We start from the raw sequence: 16,979 nt of genomic DNA on the forward strand, positions 1-16,979 counted from the left end.
AAGGCGCCCCGATGCCGGCCAGCATCCGGCACATCCTGCGGGCCAAAGCGCACCCCGCCCGGTCCGTGCCCTGCCCCAACGAGCATTGCCGCGCCCGCCCTCACCAGTCGTGCATCGTCCGCGTCAACGGCCGAACCCTCGACAAGCCCCACCCGTCCCGCATATCCGCCTGGGCCGTCCTCGTCGCCTGCTGCCCCGAATGCCAGACCACCCCAGGCGTCCCCTGCCACGACGACGGAACGCCCCGGACCGACGTCCACGACCGCCGCATCGAAGACGCGAAAGGAACCCTCGCGTGATCCGCATCGACCTCCCCGACCTCGCCACCGCCGACCGCGTCGTCGAAGCCCTCTACGTCGCCGCCGGCCAACGGCCCGGCAGCAGTCAGGCCAACGAGTGGCACGCCATCGCAGCCGACCTCGAGACCGCGATCGACCACCTCGAGCCGACCTATCCCCTGCAGCCCGTCCACCAGACCGCCGCCTGATGGCCGAGTGGAACAACAACCCGCCCACAGTCCGCACACATCGGGGCCGCCTGGTCGTGGACGTGCTGCTGCCGGGCGACTCCCCGCCGCCGGTCGGAACGGGTCCACGAACGTGCGTGTGTGGCCGTCTGCTGACCGATCCGGTCTCTCGGGCGCGCGGCCTCGGCCCGACGTGCTGGAGGCGACTACGCGGCGACACACCCGCCCGACGAACCCCGGTCGCACCACCCACCACAGCCATCCCCGTCATCGACGGACAGGCCGAACTCCCGCTCCGGGAGCACCAACCCACCCTCTGGAGCCTCTGATGACCACCGACCCGACCGCCGCTGGGTGCACGGACCCGTGCATCGCCTGCATGACCGGCGAGTCCCACGACCCAGCCCCGGCCCAGCCTGTCGAGACTGACGAGGAGCGCGCCGACCGCGAGGAGACCGAACGGGCCCACGCTGAGGGCGAGCACGCGTTCTGCGGCCTTACCTGCGAGACCGAGCTGCCGACGGAGCACCTGCGGAACTTCGTGGTCGCAAAGGGCTATCCGGGCACGAAGGGCGCGCTCGACGAGCTGCTCCGCCGCGCCCGCGCCGAGACCACCGCGCCGTTGGCATCCGCCGACCCGTGCCATTCCTGCGGTTGCCCGCGCCGATTCGACCGCCACGCCGACGGCTGCCCCCTCCGCGATCGCATTGCCGAAGCGCTCGCCACCGCAGACGGCCTCACGTGGGGGCCTGGTCAGGACAGCCAGCCCAGCGGCGTGATCGATGACTACCACCGGCGTGCCGCCGCCGCCCTGGCCGTCCTCCCCGCGCCCGCCGACCGGGCGGCCGTGCTGCGCGAGGCCGCCAATGGGCTCGCCGTGCTCGGACCGGTCGACTCCCTCGTCTCCGCACCCGCCGCCTGGACCGAGGCCATCGAGACGCTCCGCCGCATGGCCGACCAGATCGCCGAGGACGACCTCCGCCGCATGGCCGATGAGGCGCAGCAGCAGGAGCCGCCGTGCTGCTCGGACCCGACCTGTACATGCGTCCAGGTGAACGCGGACGGCCTGTGTGAGTGCGTCAAGTGGGGCGAGGCGCAGCAGGCGGGGGAGGGCCGATGAGCGCGCGCCGTATCGCCGGATGGGCGCTGCTGTCGCTGGTTCCCGCCACGTTCCTAACGTTCGCCGTCCTCGCCGGCCAGCTCGCCGAGGCCCTCGTCGGCATCGCGATCGCCCTAGTCCTTGCAGCCGCCACGATCGGCGGCATCCACCTCCTCACCCGCGACCCCAAGTAGCCGCCCCGGGGCGGCGGTTCCGGCCGCCGCCCCACCCCAACCCAGGAGCAGCACATGACGCATCGCACCGACGCCGAGGCGAGCATCCTCGCCGCCCGCGACACCCTCGCCGAGATCCAGAACCAGCGCACTAGCACCGACATCACCATCGCCAATGCGTCCCGCGCTCAGGCCATCGCGACCGCCGCCGTCGCACAAGCCATCCTCGCCGTCGCCGACGCCATCACCGACCGGAGCGAGCAGTGACCGCGCCGAACAGCCCCCGCCGGCCCTACGCCACCTAGGAGACCGCCGTGCCCGAATCCCGCGTCATCGGCGTCAGCTACTTCATCCAGTCCCGGCCCGCCCCGAGCCAGCCCTGGCAGCACCCGTCCGGGGTCCGCGCCGCATGGGCCGTGAAGGCCACGGCGCTGGAGCGGCTCGCCGAGCGGCGCCGCCAACAGCCGAACTGGGAGCACCGCCTGATGCAGCACAGGACCACCGAGGCACCGGCCGACGAGGCCACCGGCTGATGGGCCGCACCCCGGAAGTGACCGGCCGCCGCAGCGTCAACGAGCTCACCAGCGACCAGCTCGACGACCTGTACCTCCGTGCCGAGCAGGCCGAGGCTGCCGTCACCCGAGCACGGGCCGTCATCGCCGAGAGCCGGGCGCGTGTCGCCGAACTGGAAGCGGATCACGGCGGAAGCCCGCTGCCGATGGGGCACCCGCTCGCAGGGCAGTGCGACGCCATCAGCAACCTCTGCCACGACGTCGAGACCGCGCTCCAGAACTACCCCGCGCCGAGCGGCATTCCGCTGCACGACGAGCAGTCCACCGCCGAGGTCGCCGCCCAAGACCGCGCCTACTGGACCACCCGCTACGACCACTGACCCACCGCACCGCCAAGGAGCACCGCCGTGAACGACGTCGCCTCGCAGATCTCTCCCTGCGCCGCCAGCACCTGCCACCGCGAACTCCGCGACTATGAACTCGCCGGCGCCCAACACATCTGCAGCCCCTGTACGACCGCCATCCACACCTGGCTCCACGAAATCCCCCTGCAGATGATCGTCCTCGGCGGCAGCCGCCAACGCGAAACCACCGGCACCCCGGGCCCCACCGGCACCCGCACCCCGCCACTCCCCGGCCGCGACGACGTCCTCAACCTCGTCGGCCCCGCAGCCTGGACCACCGTCCACGACCCCTACGGCGACCAGCACGGGCCCATCCCCATCGTCGGCACCCTCGGCCAGTGGGTCCGGATCATCTGCGAGGAGCGCCGCTGGAACGGGCCCGACACCGTCACGGCCGAGACGCTCGCCGCGTGGCTCGCCGAGCCCCGCCGCCTCGACTGGGCGTGCCGGCAGCCGTGGGCCGGAGAGATGCGCGACGAGCTGTACAGCCTCATGCGCACCATCCGAGGCATCACCCGCCTCCGCCCCCAGCGCCGGCCGATCCCGCAGCCCTGCCCCCGCTGCGACAGCCTCACCCTCACCGAGACCGACCACCAGCTGTACGTCGACTGCGGCACCTGCGACAGCCTGTTCACCCGGAGCGACCTCGCCCTCGGCGCGGCCGCCACGGCCGCCCGCGTCACTGCCGAACAGCTCAACGTCGCGTAGCTCGGCATGACGAAGGCCCCAACCGCCATGGGCGATTGGGGCCTTGGGCGGTGGTGCTACGGCCGCCACGCCTCGAGCTCATCCAGCGCTACTCCTCCCAGTCGGCAGACACCTCGTGCACGGCCTGCACAACCGCTTCTGCGGCCTGCTCAGCCTCGTCCTTCGACAGGCCGATCTTCTGGGCTGCGACGCCGGTTTGGTAGGACAGCGCGTTCGCCAATCGCTCGCCCTTGGTGAGGTCCGCTTCGGAGTCGCCGGAGGGGCGCAGCTCGATGACGTTCTCAGGTACTCCTCCGGTTCGTGGGGGCAAGTCTGTGCGCTTGCCCGGGCTCGGAGGGTTCGCCGCGAAGAACGCGGCTACCTCGTCAGCCCGGAACCGGGGCCGCGTGCTGCCTTCTCCCTCGACAGGTTTCGGGAAGCCGCCGCGCCTTCGGTACGAGTGCACCGTCTGTCGGCTGACCCCGTGCTCCGCCGCGATCTCGCTGGTGGTCATCAAGCGCGGGCTCCCCTCTGCGTCAGGGCTCTTGGGCACGGCAACATCCTTCCCGAACCTCTTGACGTTGTAAAGAGGTCCTGCCAGTCTGGCACTGCACGACAAAGCCCCCGACCCGGCGCTGGAACGCCATATGGGCCGGGGGCAGACCCACCCACAACCACGACGAAGGAGCAGGTCCGTGACCAACGGTACCGACCAGAAGCCCCGCGCCGAAGCCCCGCCCGCCAGCGAAACGTTCGACCGCGCCGCGCTCGTGGCCCGCGCCCTCGGCTTCCGCAACGGATTGAAGCCCAACGAGTCCCTCGGCGACAGCCTCACCCGCCTCACCGTATGGACGCAGCACGAGCTGAACGCCATCTACATCCGCGCCGGCGGCACCCTGACCACCCGCCCCGTGCAGCGTTCCACCCACGACGGCGAGAGCACGTGGTCCGCCACCGAGATCACGCTCACCGTCCACGTGCCCTCCATCGGCGACGTCCAGGTCGTCACGGACTGGGACGAGGAGTGCGGCGGCCGCGACCTGCCCGTCATGCGAGCCCTTGCGTGCCGCGAGTCGATCGCATGAGCGAGGCCAGGCCCAAGCAGCCCCGGCCCACCCCGATCGACGAAGCCCTGGAGCGCCTCCTCACCGAGCCGAGCTACGCCGCCCAGACGCTCATCGTCACGGCCCGACTCCTCGAGATGGACGCCGCCGAGCCCCTCACGCCCCTCGCGCGGAAGCACGCCCTCACGATCGCCTCCGACGCGATCCTCGCCAAGCTCCCCGACGTCGTCCGCCGCGACAGCATCGACCGCGCACTGGTCGCGATGCCCGACCTCGACACCATCACCCGCGGCGAGTACGCCCTCCGCCTCCGCGACGCCGCGAAGAGCCTGTGATGAGCGAGCCCACCGGCAACCGGATCCTCGACGAGCCCGCCACCCCCGCCGCCTGCGCAGCCGACTACGCGCAGCGCGACCAGGCCGGCGAAGCCGACACCCAGCGCGGCGCCGTCTACGCCGCCGCACAAGACGGCCAGCCCACCACCAGCTCCTGACCACACCCAGCCGAGCCCCAGAGCCCGGCCCCATGCTCCGGAGGAGCACGACGTGACCCCTGACCAGCTCACCCAGTGGGCGGTCGCCAACCCCTGGCCGGCCGCACTCTTCACCGCGGCCGCCCTCGGCCTCACCGCAGTCACCACCTGGGGTGCCGCGCGCGCCCTGAGCCGAATCCAACTCCCGCCCCCGGCCGTCCTCGTCGCCGCGCTCGCCGCCGCCGTCTGCACCGCCTACTCCGCAGACACCAGCTGGGGCTTCGCCCGCGACTGGCTCGACATGCACGGCACAGCCGAGCGCGGCTCCATGTTCGCCGCCGCAGAGATCGCACTCCTCGCGTGCGGCCTCATGGCCCGAGCCAACAAGGCCGCCACCGCCACAGAGACCGAAGCAGGAACGCCAGGCGTCGCCGGAATCCTCATGTGGATCATCACCGGCGTCCAAGTCATCCCCTGCTACGCCCAGTCCGGACTCGTCGGCGGCACCGTCCGCGCCGCGATCGGCCCCGTCCTCGCCGGCCTCCTCTGGCACCTCGCCATGGGCCTGGAGATCCGCGTCATCAAGCCCGACGCCCTCTCCACCGGCCTCGCCGCCCTCATCGGCCGCGAACTCCGCGAACGCCTCCTGTCCCGCATCGGCATCGCGGCCCGGAACCGTACCGCGGAACAGATCACCCGCGACCGGTGGACCGCCCGCGCCGTCGACCTCGCCGCCGCACTCGCCCACCGCCAAGACGGATGGGACTGGTACACGCGCCGACTCCAGCGGCGCCTCGACCGCGCCGTCGGCCGCGCCCAGGTCGGTGCGAACCCCGAGCAGCGCCGTGCGCTCCTCGCCTCCCTCGCAACCCGACTGCACTCGGGTGCGCTCCCCACGCTCGACCTGCCCTCCCCGTGGGAGATGCGCGAGCCCGCCGGCCCGCCCCAGCCCGCACCCGTCGTCGCCTACCGCGAGCTCCGCAACATGAAGCCCGTCGACGCCGTCGTCACCGTCGCGAGTGCGCACCCGCACGCCGACAACGACGAATTGCGCGCCATCCTCGGCGAGCACGGCGTCGTCGTCTCCGACACACAGGTTGGTATGGCGCTCCGCCTCGCCGCATCCGCGCAACCGCCCGCACTCGGACGCGTATCCGCCGCAGGTCAGAAGCTGTTCAAGGTCGACGTCCCGTGGGACGACCCCGACCCTGACGAGCCCTGCGAAGACGCTTCGGATGCGCCCAACCCAGATGCGGATGCAGACGAGCCCGACACGGTTGCAGACCTTGCGCTGCTGCCCGACGCCCGCCGAATCGACGACGACCACCGCGCCCGCTACGGCCGCCCCGCCGGACTGCGCACCCTTCAGACCGGCCTCCGTATCGGCCAGCCCCGCGCGCAACGGATGCGCGCACTCCTCGACTCGAAGGGCCAGATGCAGCCGTGACGTCCGCCGCCGGATTCGTCCTCGCCCTCGTCTGCATGGCGATCGTCGGCCTCGCCGCCGGCGCCGCCCTTGCCACGCTCGGCGACCGCAACTCGCACTGGCTGCTGCCTGTCGCCCGCGCGCTCGCCGTCGTGATCGCCGGAGGCAGCTTCCTGCTCGCCTCCGCGCACCAGCTCGCCCAAGCCCTCACTCCCTGATCGGAAAGCCGCCCTCATGCTGCTCGCCATCTGCCTCGCCGGGCTCCTGCCCGGTATCGCCACCGCGTGGCTGCTACGCGAACGCGGCTGGCTCCTCGCCTCCCTCGCCGGGCTCGGCATCGCCCTGTGGCTGCCCGCCACCTTGGCCGCCACGATGGTCCTGTTCCCGCCGCTCGGCCTGGCGGTCGCCGCCGTCGCGGCCGTCGCCGGACTGCACGCCTTCGACGAGGGCCGCGTCTGGATCGCCACCGCGTGGGCCGCAACCGCCTGCCTCGCCCTCACCTGCGCGGGGGTGGCCCGATGACCACGCCGCCACGCCGCCCGATCACCCCGACCCGCGTCATCCCGGCCGGACAGCCGATGCCCGCCCCCGTCTCCCCGCCGCCCGCGCCCCCGGCTCCGCCGGCGCCACCGGTCGGCCCCCCGGACTGGTGGCGCAGCGGACCCGGACCCTCCGGACCACCGCCGCCCGTCCCCGTGGACGTGCACGTCACCGTCACCATCGACCACGGCGGAGCGCTCGCCGTACCTGAGCCGGAGCCCGGCCCGCGCTGGTGGCAGCGGATCCGCATCGGCTACAACCTCGCGCTCGCCGGACTGTCGCTCGCCCTCGCCGGCCCTTGGGCCGCGCTCCTGACCGCCATCCGCGAGGAGGAATCCCTCGCCGGCGCGTGGGTCGTCGCGCTCGTCCCGCTCACCGTCATCGCGTTCGTCGACAACGCCAAGCGAGCCGAAGCCGCCGGCGCCCACCCCGACCTCTGGCTGCCCAAGTTGCGCGCCGCCGCCGCGCGCCTCGCCCTGTGGGCCGCCGTCCTCGGTACCGCGCTCGCCCTGCCCATCACCACACTCGTCTACATCGCCACCGGAGTCCGCGCATGAGCACCGTCATCCTGGCCGCAGGAGTCGACCAGTTCACCGCCGTCGGTGTCACCACCGCCGGATTCGCCCTCGGGCTCGCCCTGTTCGGCGCCGAGCACTGGCGCTGGTACCGAGGCAGCGCAGGCGCCGCCCCAGCCGCAGGCAAGGGCAAAGGGATGCCCGCCCCGGCCGGCAAGAGCCTCGACCCGAAAGCCATGGTCCCGTTCTGGTTCGGACTGACCTGCGGCATCCTCATGGTCGCCTGCCCCGCCGGCCTGCTCGGCACGATCTCCGAAGCGTTCCGCTGGGCCGGAAACGGCCTCGGCGGACTCGCCATGGACTGGCTCACCGGGCAGAAGGGCGCCGCCCTCGGACAGGGCGGCGCCCCGCAGCTCGACGGCTTCGGCGCGGTCCTCGTCACCGCCCTGTTCATCGCGCTGTTCCTGCTGCGCAAGGTGATTCCCAAGGCCGTGCGCGGCAAATGGTGGAAGGGCGCGTTCACTTCGAGCCTGCTGTGCATCACCACCGGCACCGCGGCCTGGGTCGCCGAGTCGGTCGTCAACGGCACGAACGGGCTGTCCCGGATGATCCTGGACGCAGTCGCCAACGGGACGCTCGTATGAAGGCGCCCACGACGACGCAGTGGATCCGGCGCGCGGCCCAGCGCCTGTCCACCGGGTCCGCGCGCCTCGCAACCCACCTCTCAGGCCGCGCTCTCGGCCAGGGTCGCCGCATCTGGCACCGCTGTTGGTCGTGGCTCGCAGAGGCGTCCGGTGTCGCCTGGCTCCTGCGCCTCGCCGTCCTCCTCGCCGCCGCCTGGATCCTCCGGAAGATCGCCACGACGGTCGCGACCGGCCTTGCCCACACGATCGCTGACCGCCGGCTGCCCTGGCTGATGTGGGGCGCGGCCGTCGCCTGGATCATCGGCGCGTACCGCTACGGGCGCCCCGACTGGGAGCCCAAGACGCCGCCCGCCGAGCCGGAACCGCCAGCCGAACAGGAGCCCACCGCTTCGGCCGGAACTCCGGCTGTCTCCCCGACCGCGCTCGTCGCCACAGTGCGCGACATCGGCACCCCGCACGCACACCTCAAGCCCATCGCCGAGTACCTGCACACGACCACCGACGAGGTGCGTGCGACGGCGGCCGCGATGGGGTGGCCCGTGAAGGACGTCCGGATGCAAGGCCGCTCATCGACCGCCGGGCTCCGCTGGGACGAGGTCCCGCCCCCTCCCGAGACCGACCCCTATCCGGGTGTCGTCGGTGCAGGCCAGCGCGCCGACGACAACGACGACGACAGCGACGGAGCGGAGCCCGAGAAGGGGTTGCGTGTGGTGCGCACCGAAAGCGGGCTGACCGTCTACGACCTCGCCGACACCCACCGCCGACGCGGAACCGTCGGCCACTAAGCCCCGGGGCGGCCGATCGCTGCCAGGCATCCCGGCCGCCCCGGTTCACCCATCCCGATCACGAGACAGGAGCGCCATCATGGCACTGCGCCGAGACATGCCCACCCGCGACCCGAAGCGCGTCGAGGGTGACGAACACGCCACCGAGTACAGCGCCAGCCGCGGCGGTTACTACCCGGTGAAGGACAAGCCCGTCCCGGGCACGCCGAAGCCGAAGGGCCGCAACTGACCTACGCTCAACACAAGGCCCCGCCGCGCATCCCCCGTCGCGGCGGGGCCGCCGCGTGTCGTGACTCGCAACGCACATTTGTTCGAGAGAGTATTGATCGCTCCTCACCAGGTACCGCTAACGACTCGCTCGCGAACACGGCGCAGGCGACCCAGCGAAAGGCTCACGATGCCCGCCTGGACACTGCACACTGGCGACGCCCTAACCACGCTCCCAACCCTGAGCAACCCCATCGACGCAGTCATCTGCGATCCCCCGTACAACAGCGGCGGCCGCACGATGACCGAACGGACCACCCGCACCGCACGGCAGAAGTACATGACGAGCGGAGGCCGAGAACACGGCTTCGACCTCGGCGACTTCACCGGTGAGAATCGCGACCAGCGCTCCTATCTGGCATGGCTCTCCCAGATCCTCGCCCAGTGCCACCGCCTGACCAGACCTGGCGGCGCTGCCCTCGTCTTCACCGACTGGCGCCAACTCCCCACGACCACGGACGCTCTGCAAGCCGCCGGCTTCACATGGCGCGGCATCGCCGTCTGGCACAAGCCTGCGGCACGCCCTCAACCAGGCCGCTTGAAGCAGGACTGCGAATTCATCGTCTGGGGCAGTCGCGGCGCCATGACCCCAGGCAACGCCCCCGTCTACCTCCCCGGGCACTTCAGCGGCAGCCAACCACGAGGGACCGACCGGAAGCACATCACACAGAAGCCCCTCGACGTCATGTGCCAGCTCGCCCGCATCGTCCCGCACGGCGGGACCATCCTCGACCCCTTCACCGGATCCGGAACAACCGGAGTCGCGGCAGTGCGCGAGGGGCGCAACTTCGTGGGCGTCGAGCAGTCCGCCCAGTACGCCGAGGTCGCCCGCTCGCGGCTCGCCGAAGCCGCAGTTGAAGCAGAGTCCGAAGCCCTCTTCGGCTGACCCGCAGATGGCAGGGCTGCTGGTCGACGCGGCGCCGGGCCGCCGGGCGCTGGACACGCGAGCGATCACCGATGCATACTCTGGGATCAGCGCCACCAGTGCGCCCACACGCCACACCAACCCCCGCCACAGCGCGGGGGTTTCTGCATGTCAGGGGGTGAACGCGCGTGCCCCGCAACGGAGACCGCGAAGACGCCCTCGGCCGCGAAGCCGCCGACGGAACCATCTGGTTCACCGTCCGCCAAGCCGCCGCCTTCACCGGCCGCGACCGGCAGACCATCTACAGCTGGGAACGACGCGGACACCTCCGCGACCCCCGCCAGGACGAACACGGCCGGCGCATCTACAGCCAAGCGCAGATCGCCGAAGCCGAACGCACCGCCCGACGCAACGCCGCCGCCACACGCCGCGCAGCCTAAGGAGCTTCGCCCATGCCTCGCGTAGCCATCCCCGTCACTCAGATCACGCGCGCGGGCGTAGCGGCCCCCACCGAGGTCAACGGCGACGCCACGAACAACCACCAGGTCAACAACAACGGCCGCGTCGTCCTCCTCGTCCGGAACGCCGGAACGACCGTCGCGCGCACCGTCACCCTCCGGCTCCCCGGAATGACCGACGGACAGAGCGTCACCCCGAAGACCGTCAGCATCCCCCAGTCCACGAGCCGCTACATCGGCCCGTTCCCCACCGACGCCTACGGCGCGCTGCTCCAGGTCGACGTCGACAACGCCGAACTCAAGCTCCTCGCCCTCGGGGTCTGAACGCGCGCATCACGCACGTGCGCACGGACATGCGCGCGTACACGAGGCCCGAGCGAGTCAGTCCTGGAACGAGCCGTCCCGCCGGCGCTGATGCCTGCCCATCATGTGCTTGCACTGAGGGCAGTTGCGCATGAAGACGGGCTTGATAAGCCAGGCACAGGTGATCAAGTAGAGGGACTTCAAGCCCCATCGGCCCAACAGGCTTTTCGTGCACGTCCTACAGTCACGGCATCCACTGGCCACGTCATACCCCCCTGATATCGGACCAGGCAGGCTAATGCAGGCAAGGTGATCAATGTGCCCAACAGGCTCAAGCCGCCTTGCAGTAAGCCAGGTTGTGACCAATCCAAGCCATGCCCGGAACACGGCAGAGACAACAGAGCACGAGGCACAGCACGCCAACGGGGCTATGGCACAAGGCACGAGCACAGGTTCAGGCAAGGCGTACTCGACGCATATCCCGTATGCGTCATGTGCAGGCAGGCGCCAAGCACAGAGGCAGACCACTGGCCACGCTCACGCCAACAGCTAGAGGCTCAAGGCCTGGACGCCAACGATCCACAGTACGGACGAGGCCTGTGCAAGCCATGCCACAGCGGCGAGACAGCTCGACACCAGCCAGGTGGATGGAACGCCGAGCAGCAGAGGTGATCAAGCCCCGCCATGGCAAGATCCAATACGCCCGAGGCTCGAAGATCATCTATCGCGAGCCCGCAAGGTGATCAAGGGCGATCGGTGAACGCGATCACGAGCGTAAAGATCATTGATCAAGCTAATTGATCACTCAAAACGATCACAAATTGAAGATCGAAAAGGAAAAATCCAAACGATCACTTGGGCCCAAATCCTCGAATTCGATCTCCGATTTGGGAGCCTCGCCGGCGCGGGGGTGGGGGCGCACCCCCGCGCGCGCCCGCGGGGGACCGCCGGGGAGGGAAATTCGTGGCGCCGCGGATCACAGCCTTTTGATCATGGGGGGGTGATCTTGCGTGGCGGTCCCCGGGCGCAAGCCGAAGCCCCCGCTCCAGGTCGTCCGCGAGGGCAACCCCGGCAAGCGGCCGGTGCGCGAGGGCGTGAAGCTCCCGCCGGCCGAGCTCGTCGAGCCAGACTGGTCGGCCTTCTTCCCCAAGATCCGCCTCCCGGCCAAGCCGCGCGCCCCGCGCGGCGCGGACGACGAGGAGCTCAAGGAGTACCGGGCCGAGGTCGCGCACTGGCAGCGGCTCAAGCTCGCCGGTGAGGCCGCCGTGTTCGGGAACGACGTGGCCGGCCGCGAATGGCAGCGCGTCGTGCCGGTGCTCCAGCAGATGGCGGGCCTGTCGGCGGTCGACCGCTCGACGGCGGTGGACTACTGCGTGTGCGTGGCCCGGCTGGAGTGGTGCGAGCGGCAGCTGTCCATCGAGGGCCTGGTGACGATGGGGCAGCGGGGCCCGTGCCGGAACCCGTTGACCACGATCGCGTCGCAGTACCGGACGCAGTTGAAGGCGTACATCGGAGAGCTTGGGCTGTCGCCCAGCGCGCGGGGCCGGTTGACGCCGCCGGAGGGCGGCGACGATGGCGACGAAGACGACCCTTTCGACTGAGCAGCTGTCGGCGGCCGACCGCGAGGACGGACTCCCGGTTCCGAGGGCGGCGCTTCACGAACTCGGCTTCTCCGACGAGGAGATCGCCGATGCGCTGCTGTCGCGGCCGCTGGTGTCGGCGTTCCAGATGCCGGAGCAGGACGGCGCCTGGTTCGACGTGGCGGCGGCCCGGCGGGCGAAGGCAGCGATCGAGTCGTTCAAGCACACGAAGGGCCGCTGGGGTGGCACGCCGCTGAAGCTGGCGCCCTGGCAGTTCGTGTGGGTGATCGCCCCGGTGTTCGGCTGGCTGTGGCATGACCCGGAGCTCGAGCGGGACGTGCGCGTGGTGCGCGCGGTGTGGATCGAGGTGCCCCGCAAGAACGGCAAGTCCACCTTGTCGTCCGGCATCGGCCTGGCGCTGCTCCTCGCGGACCGCGAGACGGGCGCCGAGGTGTACGCGGCGGCCGGCTCCCTGGAGCAGGCGAAGCGCGTGTTCGATGACGCCAAGCGCATGGCGCAGACGTCCAAGGCGGTGAAGGGCCGCGCCGAGGTCCTCACCTCGGTGATCCGCGTACCGCGCACGGGCGGCGTCTTCCGGGCGCTGTCGAGGATCGCGGAGACGGCGCACGGCCTGAACGTGTCCGGGGCGGTCGTCGACGAGGTCCATGTCCACAAGTCGCGCGACCTGATCGACGCGATCGAGACGGGTACCGGCGCGCGTGATCAGCCGCTGATCGTCTTCATCACGACGGCGGATGACGCGCAAGAGGGATCGATCTACGACGAGAAGCACACCTACACGCGCAAGGTCGCCGAGAACATCGTCCAGGACCCTGCCCACTACGGCGTGATCTGGGCGGCGGACGAGACCGATGACCCGTTCGACGAGAAGACTTGGCGCCGGGCGAACCCTGGCTTGGGCACGTCGCCGACGCTGGCCTATCTGCGGCGCGAGGCGAACAAGGCGCAGGCCACGCCGAGTTACTACCCCACGTTCCTGCGGCTGTCGCTGAACATCCGTGAGAAGGCCTCGACGCGCTGGATCGACGTCCGGGCGTGGGACCAGGTCGCCGGGATGGTCGACGAGTCGGCGCTGAAGGGCCGGCGGGCGTGGGGCGGCCTGGACCTCTCCGCGGTCAGCGACCTGTCCGCGTTCGTGTTGGCGGTGGAATCGAAGCAGCCGGGCGTGGAGCTGGAGCTTGTCTCCCGGTTCTGGCTCCCGTCTGAGCGCCTGGAGGACCTGCAACGGCACCTTCAGGTCCCGCTCGCGCAGTGGGCCCGGGAGGGCTTCCTCAGCCTCACCGAGGGCGACGCGATCGACTACGACACGATCGAGAAGCAGGTCATGAAGGACTGCAAGTTCTTCGACGTTCAGTGGCTGGGCTACGACCGGATGTTCGCCGGGCAGCTGGTGCAGAACGTGGACCGCGAGACGAAGCGCGGCGTGAAGGTGACGCCGATCAGTCAGACGTTCCTTGGCCTGTCGCCGGCCTGCAAGGAGATGGACCGACTCCTGCTGGAGAAGGCGTTCCTGCACGGCGGGAATCCGGTGCTGCGGTGGATGGCCGGCTGCGTGGAGACGATCGCGGACGGCAACGACAACTACCGGCCCACGAAGCCGGACCGGAAGAAGTCGCAGGCCCGGATCGACGGGGTCGCGGCGACGGTGATGGGCCTGGACGGATACCTGCGGCGCCCGAAGGCGAAGAGCCGCGTGGCGGTCGGATTCTGATGCGAGGGGGTGCTCGTGGCCCTCGCCAAGAAGCCTGCTGTGGGTGAGCCGTTGTGGTGGCTTGAGCGGCTGTGGACGGAGCTCGAGGAGCGCTGTAAGTACGCCGAGCGGATGCGCTGTTACTACAGCGGCGATCACCCGCTGGCTCTCGTTGCGGACAAGGCCCGGGACGCGTTCCGGCGGCTGCTCAAGCAGGCCCGCTCGAACTATGTCGGCCTGGTGGTCGACGCGACGGCGGAGCGCATTCAGGTCGACGGGATGCGCATCGGCGACAGCCCGGTCGGTGACGAGGAGGCCTGGCGGATCTGGCAGGCCAACAACCTCGACGCCGACGCTGACTTGCTCATCACGGAGGCGGTCAAGGTCGGCCGTAGCTTCGTGCTCGTCGCTCCGAACCCGAACGATGCGTCGACGCCGATCGTCACGGCCGAGGACTGCACCCAGGCGATCGTCGCCTACGTGCCGGGCAGCCGCCGGGAACGAGCCGCGGGCCTGAAGGTGTGGACGGACGACTGGACCGGCGACCTGATGGCGACGGTGTACCTGCCGGGCGGGCTGTTCAAGTACACGGCGCCGAAGCCTCAGCAGGGGATGCGCAAGGAGCCGCAGTGGGCGCCGCGTGAGGTGCCGGGGGAGGCGTGGCCGGCCCCGAACCCGCTGGGCGTGGTCCCGCTGGTCGAGATACAGAACCGGCCGGACCTGCTGGGCGGCTGCATGTCTGAGGTCGAGGACGTCCTCGACATCCAGGACCGCATCAACAAGACGCTGATCGACCGGCTGATGGCGCAGGAATTCTCGGCGTTCCGGCAGCGGTGGATGACCGGCTACGAGGTGCCGACGGACGAGCACGGCCAGCCGATCGAGCCGTTCAAGGCCGCGGTCGACCGCCTGTGGGTGATCGAGGACGAAGGCGTCCAGATCGGCGAGTTCTCGGCGACGGACCTCGGCCCGTACCTGAAGGCGATCGAGGCCGACGTGCGCGACCTCGCCGCGCGTACCCGCACCCCGAGCCAGTACCTGCTCGGCGTCATGGTCAACATTTCCGGTGACGCGCTGAAGGCCGCCGAGTCGGGCCTCGTGTCGAAGGTGCTGCAGAGGCGGCGCCCGTTCGGCGAGGCCATCGAGGAGTTCGTGCGCCTGTACCTGCGGGCCGCGGGCGACACCCGTGACCTGTCGGCCCTCGAAGTCATGTGGCACAACCCGGAGTTCCGCACCGAGGGCGAGCTCGTGGACGCGCTCATGAAGATGAGCACGCTCGGCGTCCCGCGCGAGGCCCTGTGGGAGCGCTGGGGCGCCTCGCAGACCGAGATCGTGCAGTGGCGTGAGCAGGCCGACCAGCAGGCCGCGCGCGTGCTCGGCGGCGACGTGGCCGCCTTGTTCGGTCCGAAGCCGGACCCGGCAGTGACGGCGGGAGCGGCGGATGGCAACTCCGGCTGAGCTCGGTCAGACCCGGTACCGGCAGGTGTCGGCCACGATCCGCGTGATCGTTGACCGGATTCAGCAGCTCTGGCAGGGCCTGTCCGCCGCGTCGATCGAGGACGACCTGGCAGGCCCGGCCGGTGCGGCGATGCTCGCTGCGGTCGCCGAGGGACAGTTCACGGTCGCCGACGCGGCACAGGCGTACATCGCCGCGCAGATGGCCGCCCAGGGCGGCAGCGCACTCGCTGAGGCGACGCTCGTCGCGGGCGCGTTCGCCGGGATCGCCCCGGACGGCGGGCCCCTGGAGACGCTGCTGTTCCTCCCTGCGATCGGTGTACGGCAGCGCCTGGCGGCCGGCCTGACGCCCGATGAGGCGATGCTGGGCGGGCTGGCGGACATGGCCCGCTACGCGTCCACCGCGCTTGCGGACACGGCGCGCTCGGCCGACCAGGTCGGCATGGCCGCGAACCGCAACTGCGTGGCCTACGTGCGGGTTGTGCAGCTGCCGGCCTGCTCGCGCTGCATCGTCCTGTCCGGCCAGATCTACCCGTACTCCGAAGGCTTCCTGCGGCATCCGAACTGCGACTGCCAGACCCTCCCGCTCCGCGAGCACGAGTGGCCCGGTGTCGCGACGCCGCAGCAGCTGTTCGACGGCATGTCGGAACGCGAGCAGCGCCGCACTTTCACGGTGGCGGGCGCGCGGGCGATCCAGGACGGCGCTGACGTGGGGCAGGTCGTGAACGCGAGGCGCGGCATGTCGGCGGCGCACGCCTTCGGCCGGGACCTGCAGGTGACGTCCGAGGGCACGACGAAGCGGGGCCTGTATGGGCAGCGACTGCGGCGTGCCGGTGGCGAGTTCGCGAAGCACCCGGGCCAGAGGTACGGCCGGGCTACGACTCCGCGCCTGATGCCGGAGGAGATCTTCCGCATCGCTGATGACCGGGCTGAGCAGCTGCGGCTGCTGCGCCGCTACGGCTACATCGTCTAGCCGATCTTGAGTTTCCCTGCCGCGAGGGCGGGGCGCATGGAAGGAGTCGGCCGCGATGGCTGACGACAACGGCACCACCACCGACGCCACCGACACGACGGATTCCGCGACGGACTCCGGCCAGCTCGACGACGTCACCGGGCTCGGAGACGGGGGACAGAAGGCCCTGGCCGCCGAGCGCAAGGCCCGTACTGCCGCTGAGAAGACCGCCAGGGCTTCGCAGAAGCAGGCCGAGGACATGGCCAAGAAGCTCAAGGAGTACGAGGACGCGCAGAAGAGCGACCTCGACAAGCTCACCGAGCGCGCGACGTCCGCCGAGACGTCGGCCGCAGACGCGACGGCGAAGCTCCTGCGCTACGAGGTCGCCGCAGCGAAGAAGCTGCCCGCCGAATGGGCGGCCCGCCTTCAGGGCTCCAGCAAGGAAGACCTCGAGGCCGACGCCGACAGCCTCCTTGAGGCCCTGGGCGCGCAGCAGCAGCGGAACACCCCCAGCTACGACGGCGGCGTGCGGCAGTCCGCGTCCGCCCCGACCGACATGAACGCCCTTATCCGCCAGAAGGCGGGCCTGGGCTGACCCCTC

The 16,979-nt window shown here is 70.7% G+C and carries 28 protein-coding genes; 27 read left to right on the plus strand and 1 reads right to left on the minus strand.

The genetic code is table 11. The features are described from left to right. Positions 1-11 precede the first annotated feature (11 nt). From ABZ893_RS19600 to ABZ893_RS19640, 9 genes are read left to right on the plus strand one after another with little or no spacing between them, the layout of a single operon-like run. A complete protein-coding gene (locus ABZ893_RS19600) occupies positions 12-299 on the plus strand; it encodes a hypothetical protein (RefSeq protein WP_361404970.1) in 288 nt (95 codons plus the stop codon). Continuing rightward, positions 296-487, plus strand: a complete 192-nt coding sequence (locus ABZ893_RS19605; RefSeq protein ID WP_361404973.1) for a hypothetical protein — start codon at positions 296-298, stop codon at positions 485-487. Before ABZ893_RS19600 ends, ABZ893_RS19605 begins: the two co-directional genes overlap by 4 nt. Next, positions 487-795, plus strand: coding sequence for a DUF6011 domain-containing protein (locus tag ABZ893_RS19610; protein ID WP_361404976.1), 309 nt, complete (start codon positions 487-489; stop codon positions 793-795). The genes ABZ893_RS19605 and ABZ893_RS19610 overlap by 1 nt, the downstream gene beginning before the upstream one ends. Continuing rightward, positions 795-1,586: a hypothetical protein gene (locus ABZ893_RS19615; protein ID WP_361404979.1), complete on the plus strand. Its 792-nt coding sequence runs from the start codon at positions 795-797 to the stop codon at positions 1,584-1,586. The genes ABZ893_RS19610 and ABZ893_RS19615 overlap by 1 nt, the downstream gene beginning before the upstream one ends. After that, positions 1,583-1,759, plus strand: coding sequence for a hypothetical protein (locus ABZ893_RS19620; protein WP_361404982.1), 177 nt, complete (start codon positions 1,583-1,585; stop codon positions 1,757-1,759). The genes ABZ893_RS19615 and ABZ893_RS19620 overlap by 4 nt, the downstream gene beginning before the upstream one ends. Before the next feature lie 54 nt (positions 1,760-1,813). After that, positions 1,814-2,005: a hypothetical protein gene (locus ABZ893_RS19625; RefSeq protein WP_361404985.1), complete on the plus strand. Its 192-nt coding sequence runs from the start codon at positions 1,814-1,816 to the stop codon at positions 2,003-2,005. A 47-nt stretch (positions 2,006-2,052) separates the two neighbouring features. Beyond that, positions 2,053-2,271 carry a hypothetical protein gene (locus ABZ893_RS19630; protein ID WP_361404988.1) on the plus strand — a complete coding sequence of 73 codons (219 nt, stop codon included), beginning with the start codon at positions 2,053-2,055 and terminating at the stop codon, positions 2,269-2,271. Then, entirely contained in the window at positions 2,271-2,630 is a 360-nt protein-coding gene (locus ABZ893_RS19635; protein WP_361404991.1) for a hypothetical protein, read from the plus strand. Before ABZ893_RS19630 ends, ABZ893_RS19635 begins: the two co-directional genes overlap by 1 nt. A 27-nt stretch (positions 2,631-2,657) precedes the next feature. Beyond that, positions 2,658-3,362 (plus strand): hypothetical protein, encoded by a 705-nt coding sequence (locus ABZ893_RS19640; protein ID WP_361404994.1) that lies wholly within the window; start codon positions 2,658-2,660, stop codon positions 3,360-3,362. Between the two features lie 88 nt (positions 3,363-3,450). On the opposite strand, the gene ABZ893_RS19645 is transcribed toward ABZ893_RS19640, so the two are convergent. Continuing rightward, a complete protein-coding gene (locus ABZ893_RS19645) occupies positions 3,451-3,855 on the minus strand; it encodes a helix-turn-helix domain-containing protein (RefSeq protein WP_361404996.1) in 405 nt (134 codons plus the stop codon). A gap of 181 nt (positions 3,856-4,036) precedes the next feature. Here ABZ893_RS19645 and ABZ893_RS19650 point away from each other — a divergent pair, with 181 nt between their 5' ends. The 18 genes from ABZ893_RS19650 (at position 4,037) to ABZ893_RS19735 (ending at position 16,973) form a co-directional block, all read left to right on the plus strand. Beyond that, positions 4,037-4,426, plus strand: a complete 390-nt coding sequence (locus ABZ893_RS19650) for a hypothetical protein (protein WP_361404999.1) — start codon at positions 4,037-4,039, stop codon at positions 4,424-4,426. Beyond that, entirely contained in the window at positions 4,423-4,740 is a 318-nt protein-coding gene (locus tag ABZ893_RS19655) for a hypothetical protein (RefSeq protein WP_361405002.1), read from the plus strand. Before ABZ893_RS19650 ends, ABZ893_RS19655 begins: the two co-directional genes overlap by 4 nt. Continuing rightward, on the plus strand, positions 4,740-4,898 hold the full coding sequence (locus ABZ893_RS19660) for a hypothetical protein (protein ID WP_361405004.1): 159 nt from the start codon (positions 4,740-4,742) through the stop codon (positions 4,896-4,898). The genes ABZ893_RS19655 and ABZ893_RS19660 overlap by 1 nt, the downstream gene beginning before the upstream one ends. A gap of 52 nt (positions 4,899-4,950) precedes the next feature. Next, positions 4,951-6,324, plus strand: a complete 1,374-nt coding sequence (locus tag ABZ893_RS19665) for a hypothetical protein (protein ID WP_361405007.1) — start codon at positions 4,951-4,953, stop codon at positions 6,322-6,324. Beyond that, entirely contained in the window at positions 6,321-6,521 is a 201-nt protein-coding gene (locus ABZ893_RS19670) for a hypothetical protein (RefSeq protein ID WP_361405010.1), read from the plus strand. The genes ABZ893_RS19665 and ABZ893_RS19670 overlap by 4 nt, the downstream gene beginning before the upstream one ends. 16 nt (positions 6,522-6,537) lie before the next feature. Further along, positions 6,538-6,825 carry a hypothetical protein gene (locus ABZ893_RS19675; protein WP_361405013.1) on the plus strand — a complete coding sequence of 96 codons (288 nt, stop codon included), beginning with the start codon at positions 6,538-6,540 and terminating at the stop codon, positions 6,823-6,825. Then, positions 6,822-7,400: a hypothetical protein gene (locus ABZ893_RS19680; protein ID WP_361405016.1), complete on the plus strand. Its 579-nt coding sequence runs from the start codon at positions 6,822-6,824 to the stop codon at positions 7,398-7,400. Before ABZ893_RS19675 ends, ABZ893_RS19680 begins: the two co-directional genes overlap by 4 nt. Further along, positions 7,397-8,002, plus strand: a complete 606-nt coding sequence (locus ABZ893_RS19685; protein ID WP_361405019.1) for a hypothetical protein — start codon at positions 7,397-7,399, stop codon at positions 8,000-8,002. The genes ABZ893_RS19680 and ABZ893_RS19685 overlap by 4 nt, the downstream gene beginning before the upstream one ends. Next, positions 7,999-8,787, plus strand: a complete 789-nt coding sequence (locus ABZ893_RS19690; protein ID WP_361405022.1) for a hypothetical protein — start codon at positions 7,999-8,001, stop codon at positions 8,785-8,787. The genes ABZ893_RS19685 and ABZ893_RS19690 overlap by 4 nt, the downstream gene beginning before the upstream one ends. Before the next feature lie 79 nt (positions 8,788-8,866). Then, positions 8,867-9,016: a hypothetical protein gene (locus ABZ893_RS19695; protein WP_361405025.1), complete on the plus strand. Its 150-nt coding sequence runs from the start codon at positions 8,867-8,869 to the stop codon at positions 9,014-9,016. A gap of 168 nt (positions 9,017-9,184) precedes the next feature. Continuing rightward, the gene (locus tag ABZ893_RS19700; protein ID WP_361405028.1) at positions 9,185-9,940 is read left to right on the plus strand and encodes a DNA methyltransferase; all 756 of its coding nucleotides are present in this window, start codon (positions 9,185-9,187) and stop codon (positions 9,938-9,940) included. Between the two features lie 167 nt (positions 9,941-10,107). Next, a complete protein-coding gene (locus ABZ893_RS19705; protein WP_361405031.1) occupies positions 10,108-10,359 on the plus strand; it encodes a MerR family transcriptional regulator in 252 nt (83 codons plus the stop codon). 12 nt (positions 10,360-10,371) lie between these two features. Beyond that, on the plus strand, positions 10,372-10,701 hold the full coding sequence (locus tag ABZ893_RS19710; RefSeq protein ID WP_361405033.1) for a hypothetical protein: 330 nt from the start codon (positions 10,372-10,374) through the stop codon (positions 10,699-10,701). A gap of 989 nt (positions 10,702-11,690) precedes the next feature. Continuing rightward, positions 11,691-12,281, plus strand: coding sequence for a phage terminase small subunit P27 family (locus tag ABZ893_RS19715; protein ID WP_361405036.1), 591 nt, complete (start codon positions 11,691-11,693; stop codon positions 12,279-12,281). Continuing rightward, positions 12,253-13,992, plus strand: coding sequence for a terminase TerL endonuclease subunit (locus ABZ893_RS19720; RefSeq protein ID WP_361405039.1), 1,740 nt, complete (start codon positions 12,253-12,255; stop codon positions 13,990-13,992). The genes ABZ893_RS19715 and ABZ893_RS19720 overlap by 29 nt, the downstream gene beginning before the upstream one ends. Positions 13,993-14,007: 15 nt before the next feature. Beyond that, positions 14,008-15,429: a phage portal protein gene (locus tag ABZ893_RS19725; protein ID WP_361405042.1), complete on the plus strand. Its 1,422-nt coding sequence runs from the start codon at positions 14,008-14,010 to the stop codon at positions 15,427-15,429. Continuing rightward, on the plus strand, positions 15,413-16,399 hold the full coding sequence (locus tag ABZ893_RS19730; RefSeq protein WP_361405045.1) for a hypothetical protein: 987 nt from the start codon (positions 15,413-15,415) through the stop codon (positions 16,397-16,399). The genes ABZ893_RS19725 and ABZ893_RS19730 overlap by 17 nt, the downstream gene beginning before the upstream one ends. A gap of 55 nt (positions 16,400-16,454) precedes the next feature. Continuing rightward, positions 16,455-16,973 (plus strand): hypothetical protein, encoded by a 519-nt coding sequence (locus tag ABZ893_RS19735; RefSeq protein WP_361405048.1) that lies wholly within the window; start codon positions 16,455-16,457, stop codon positions 16,971-16,973. Positions 16,974-16,979: the final 6 nt, after the last annotated feature.

Source organism: Streptomyces sp. NPDC046821 (assembly GCF_040645335.1).
GTDB lineage: Bacteria > Actinomycetota > Actinomycetes > Streptomycetales > Streptomycetaceae > Streptomyces.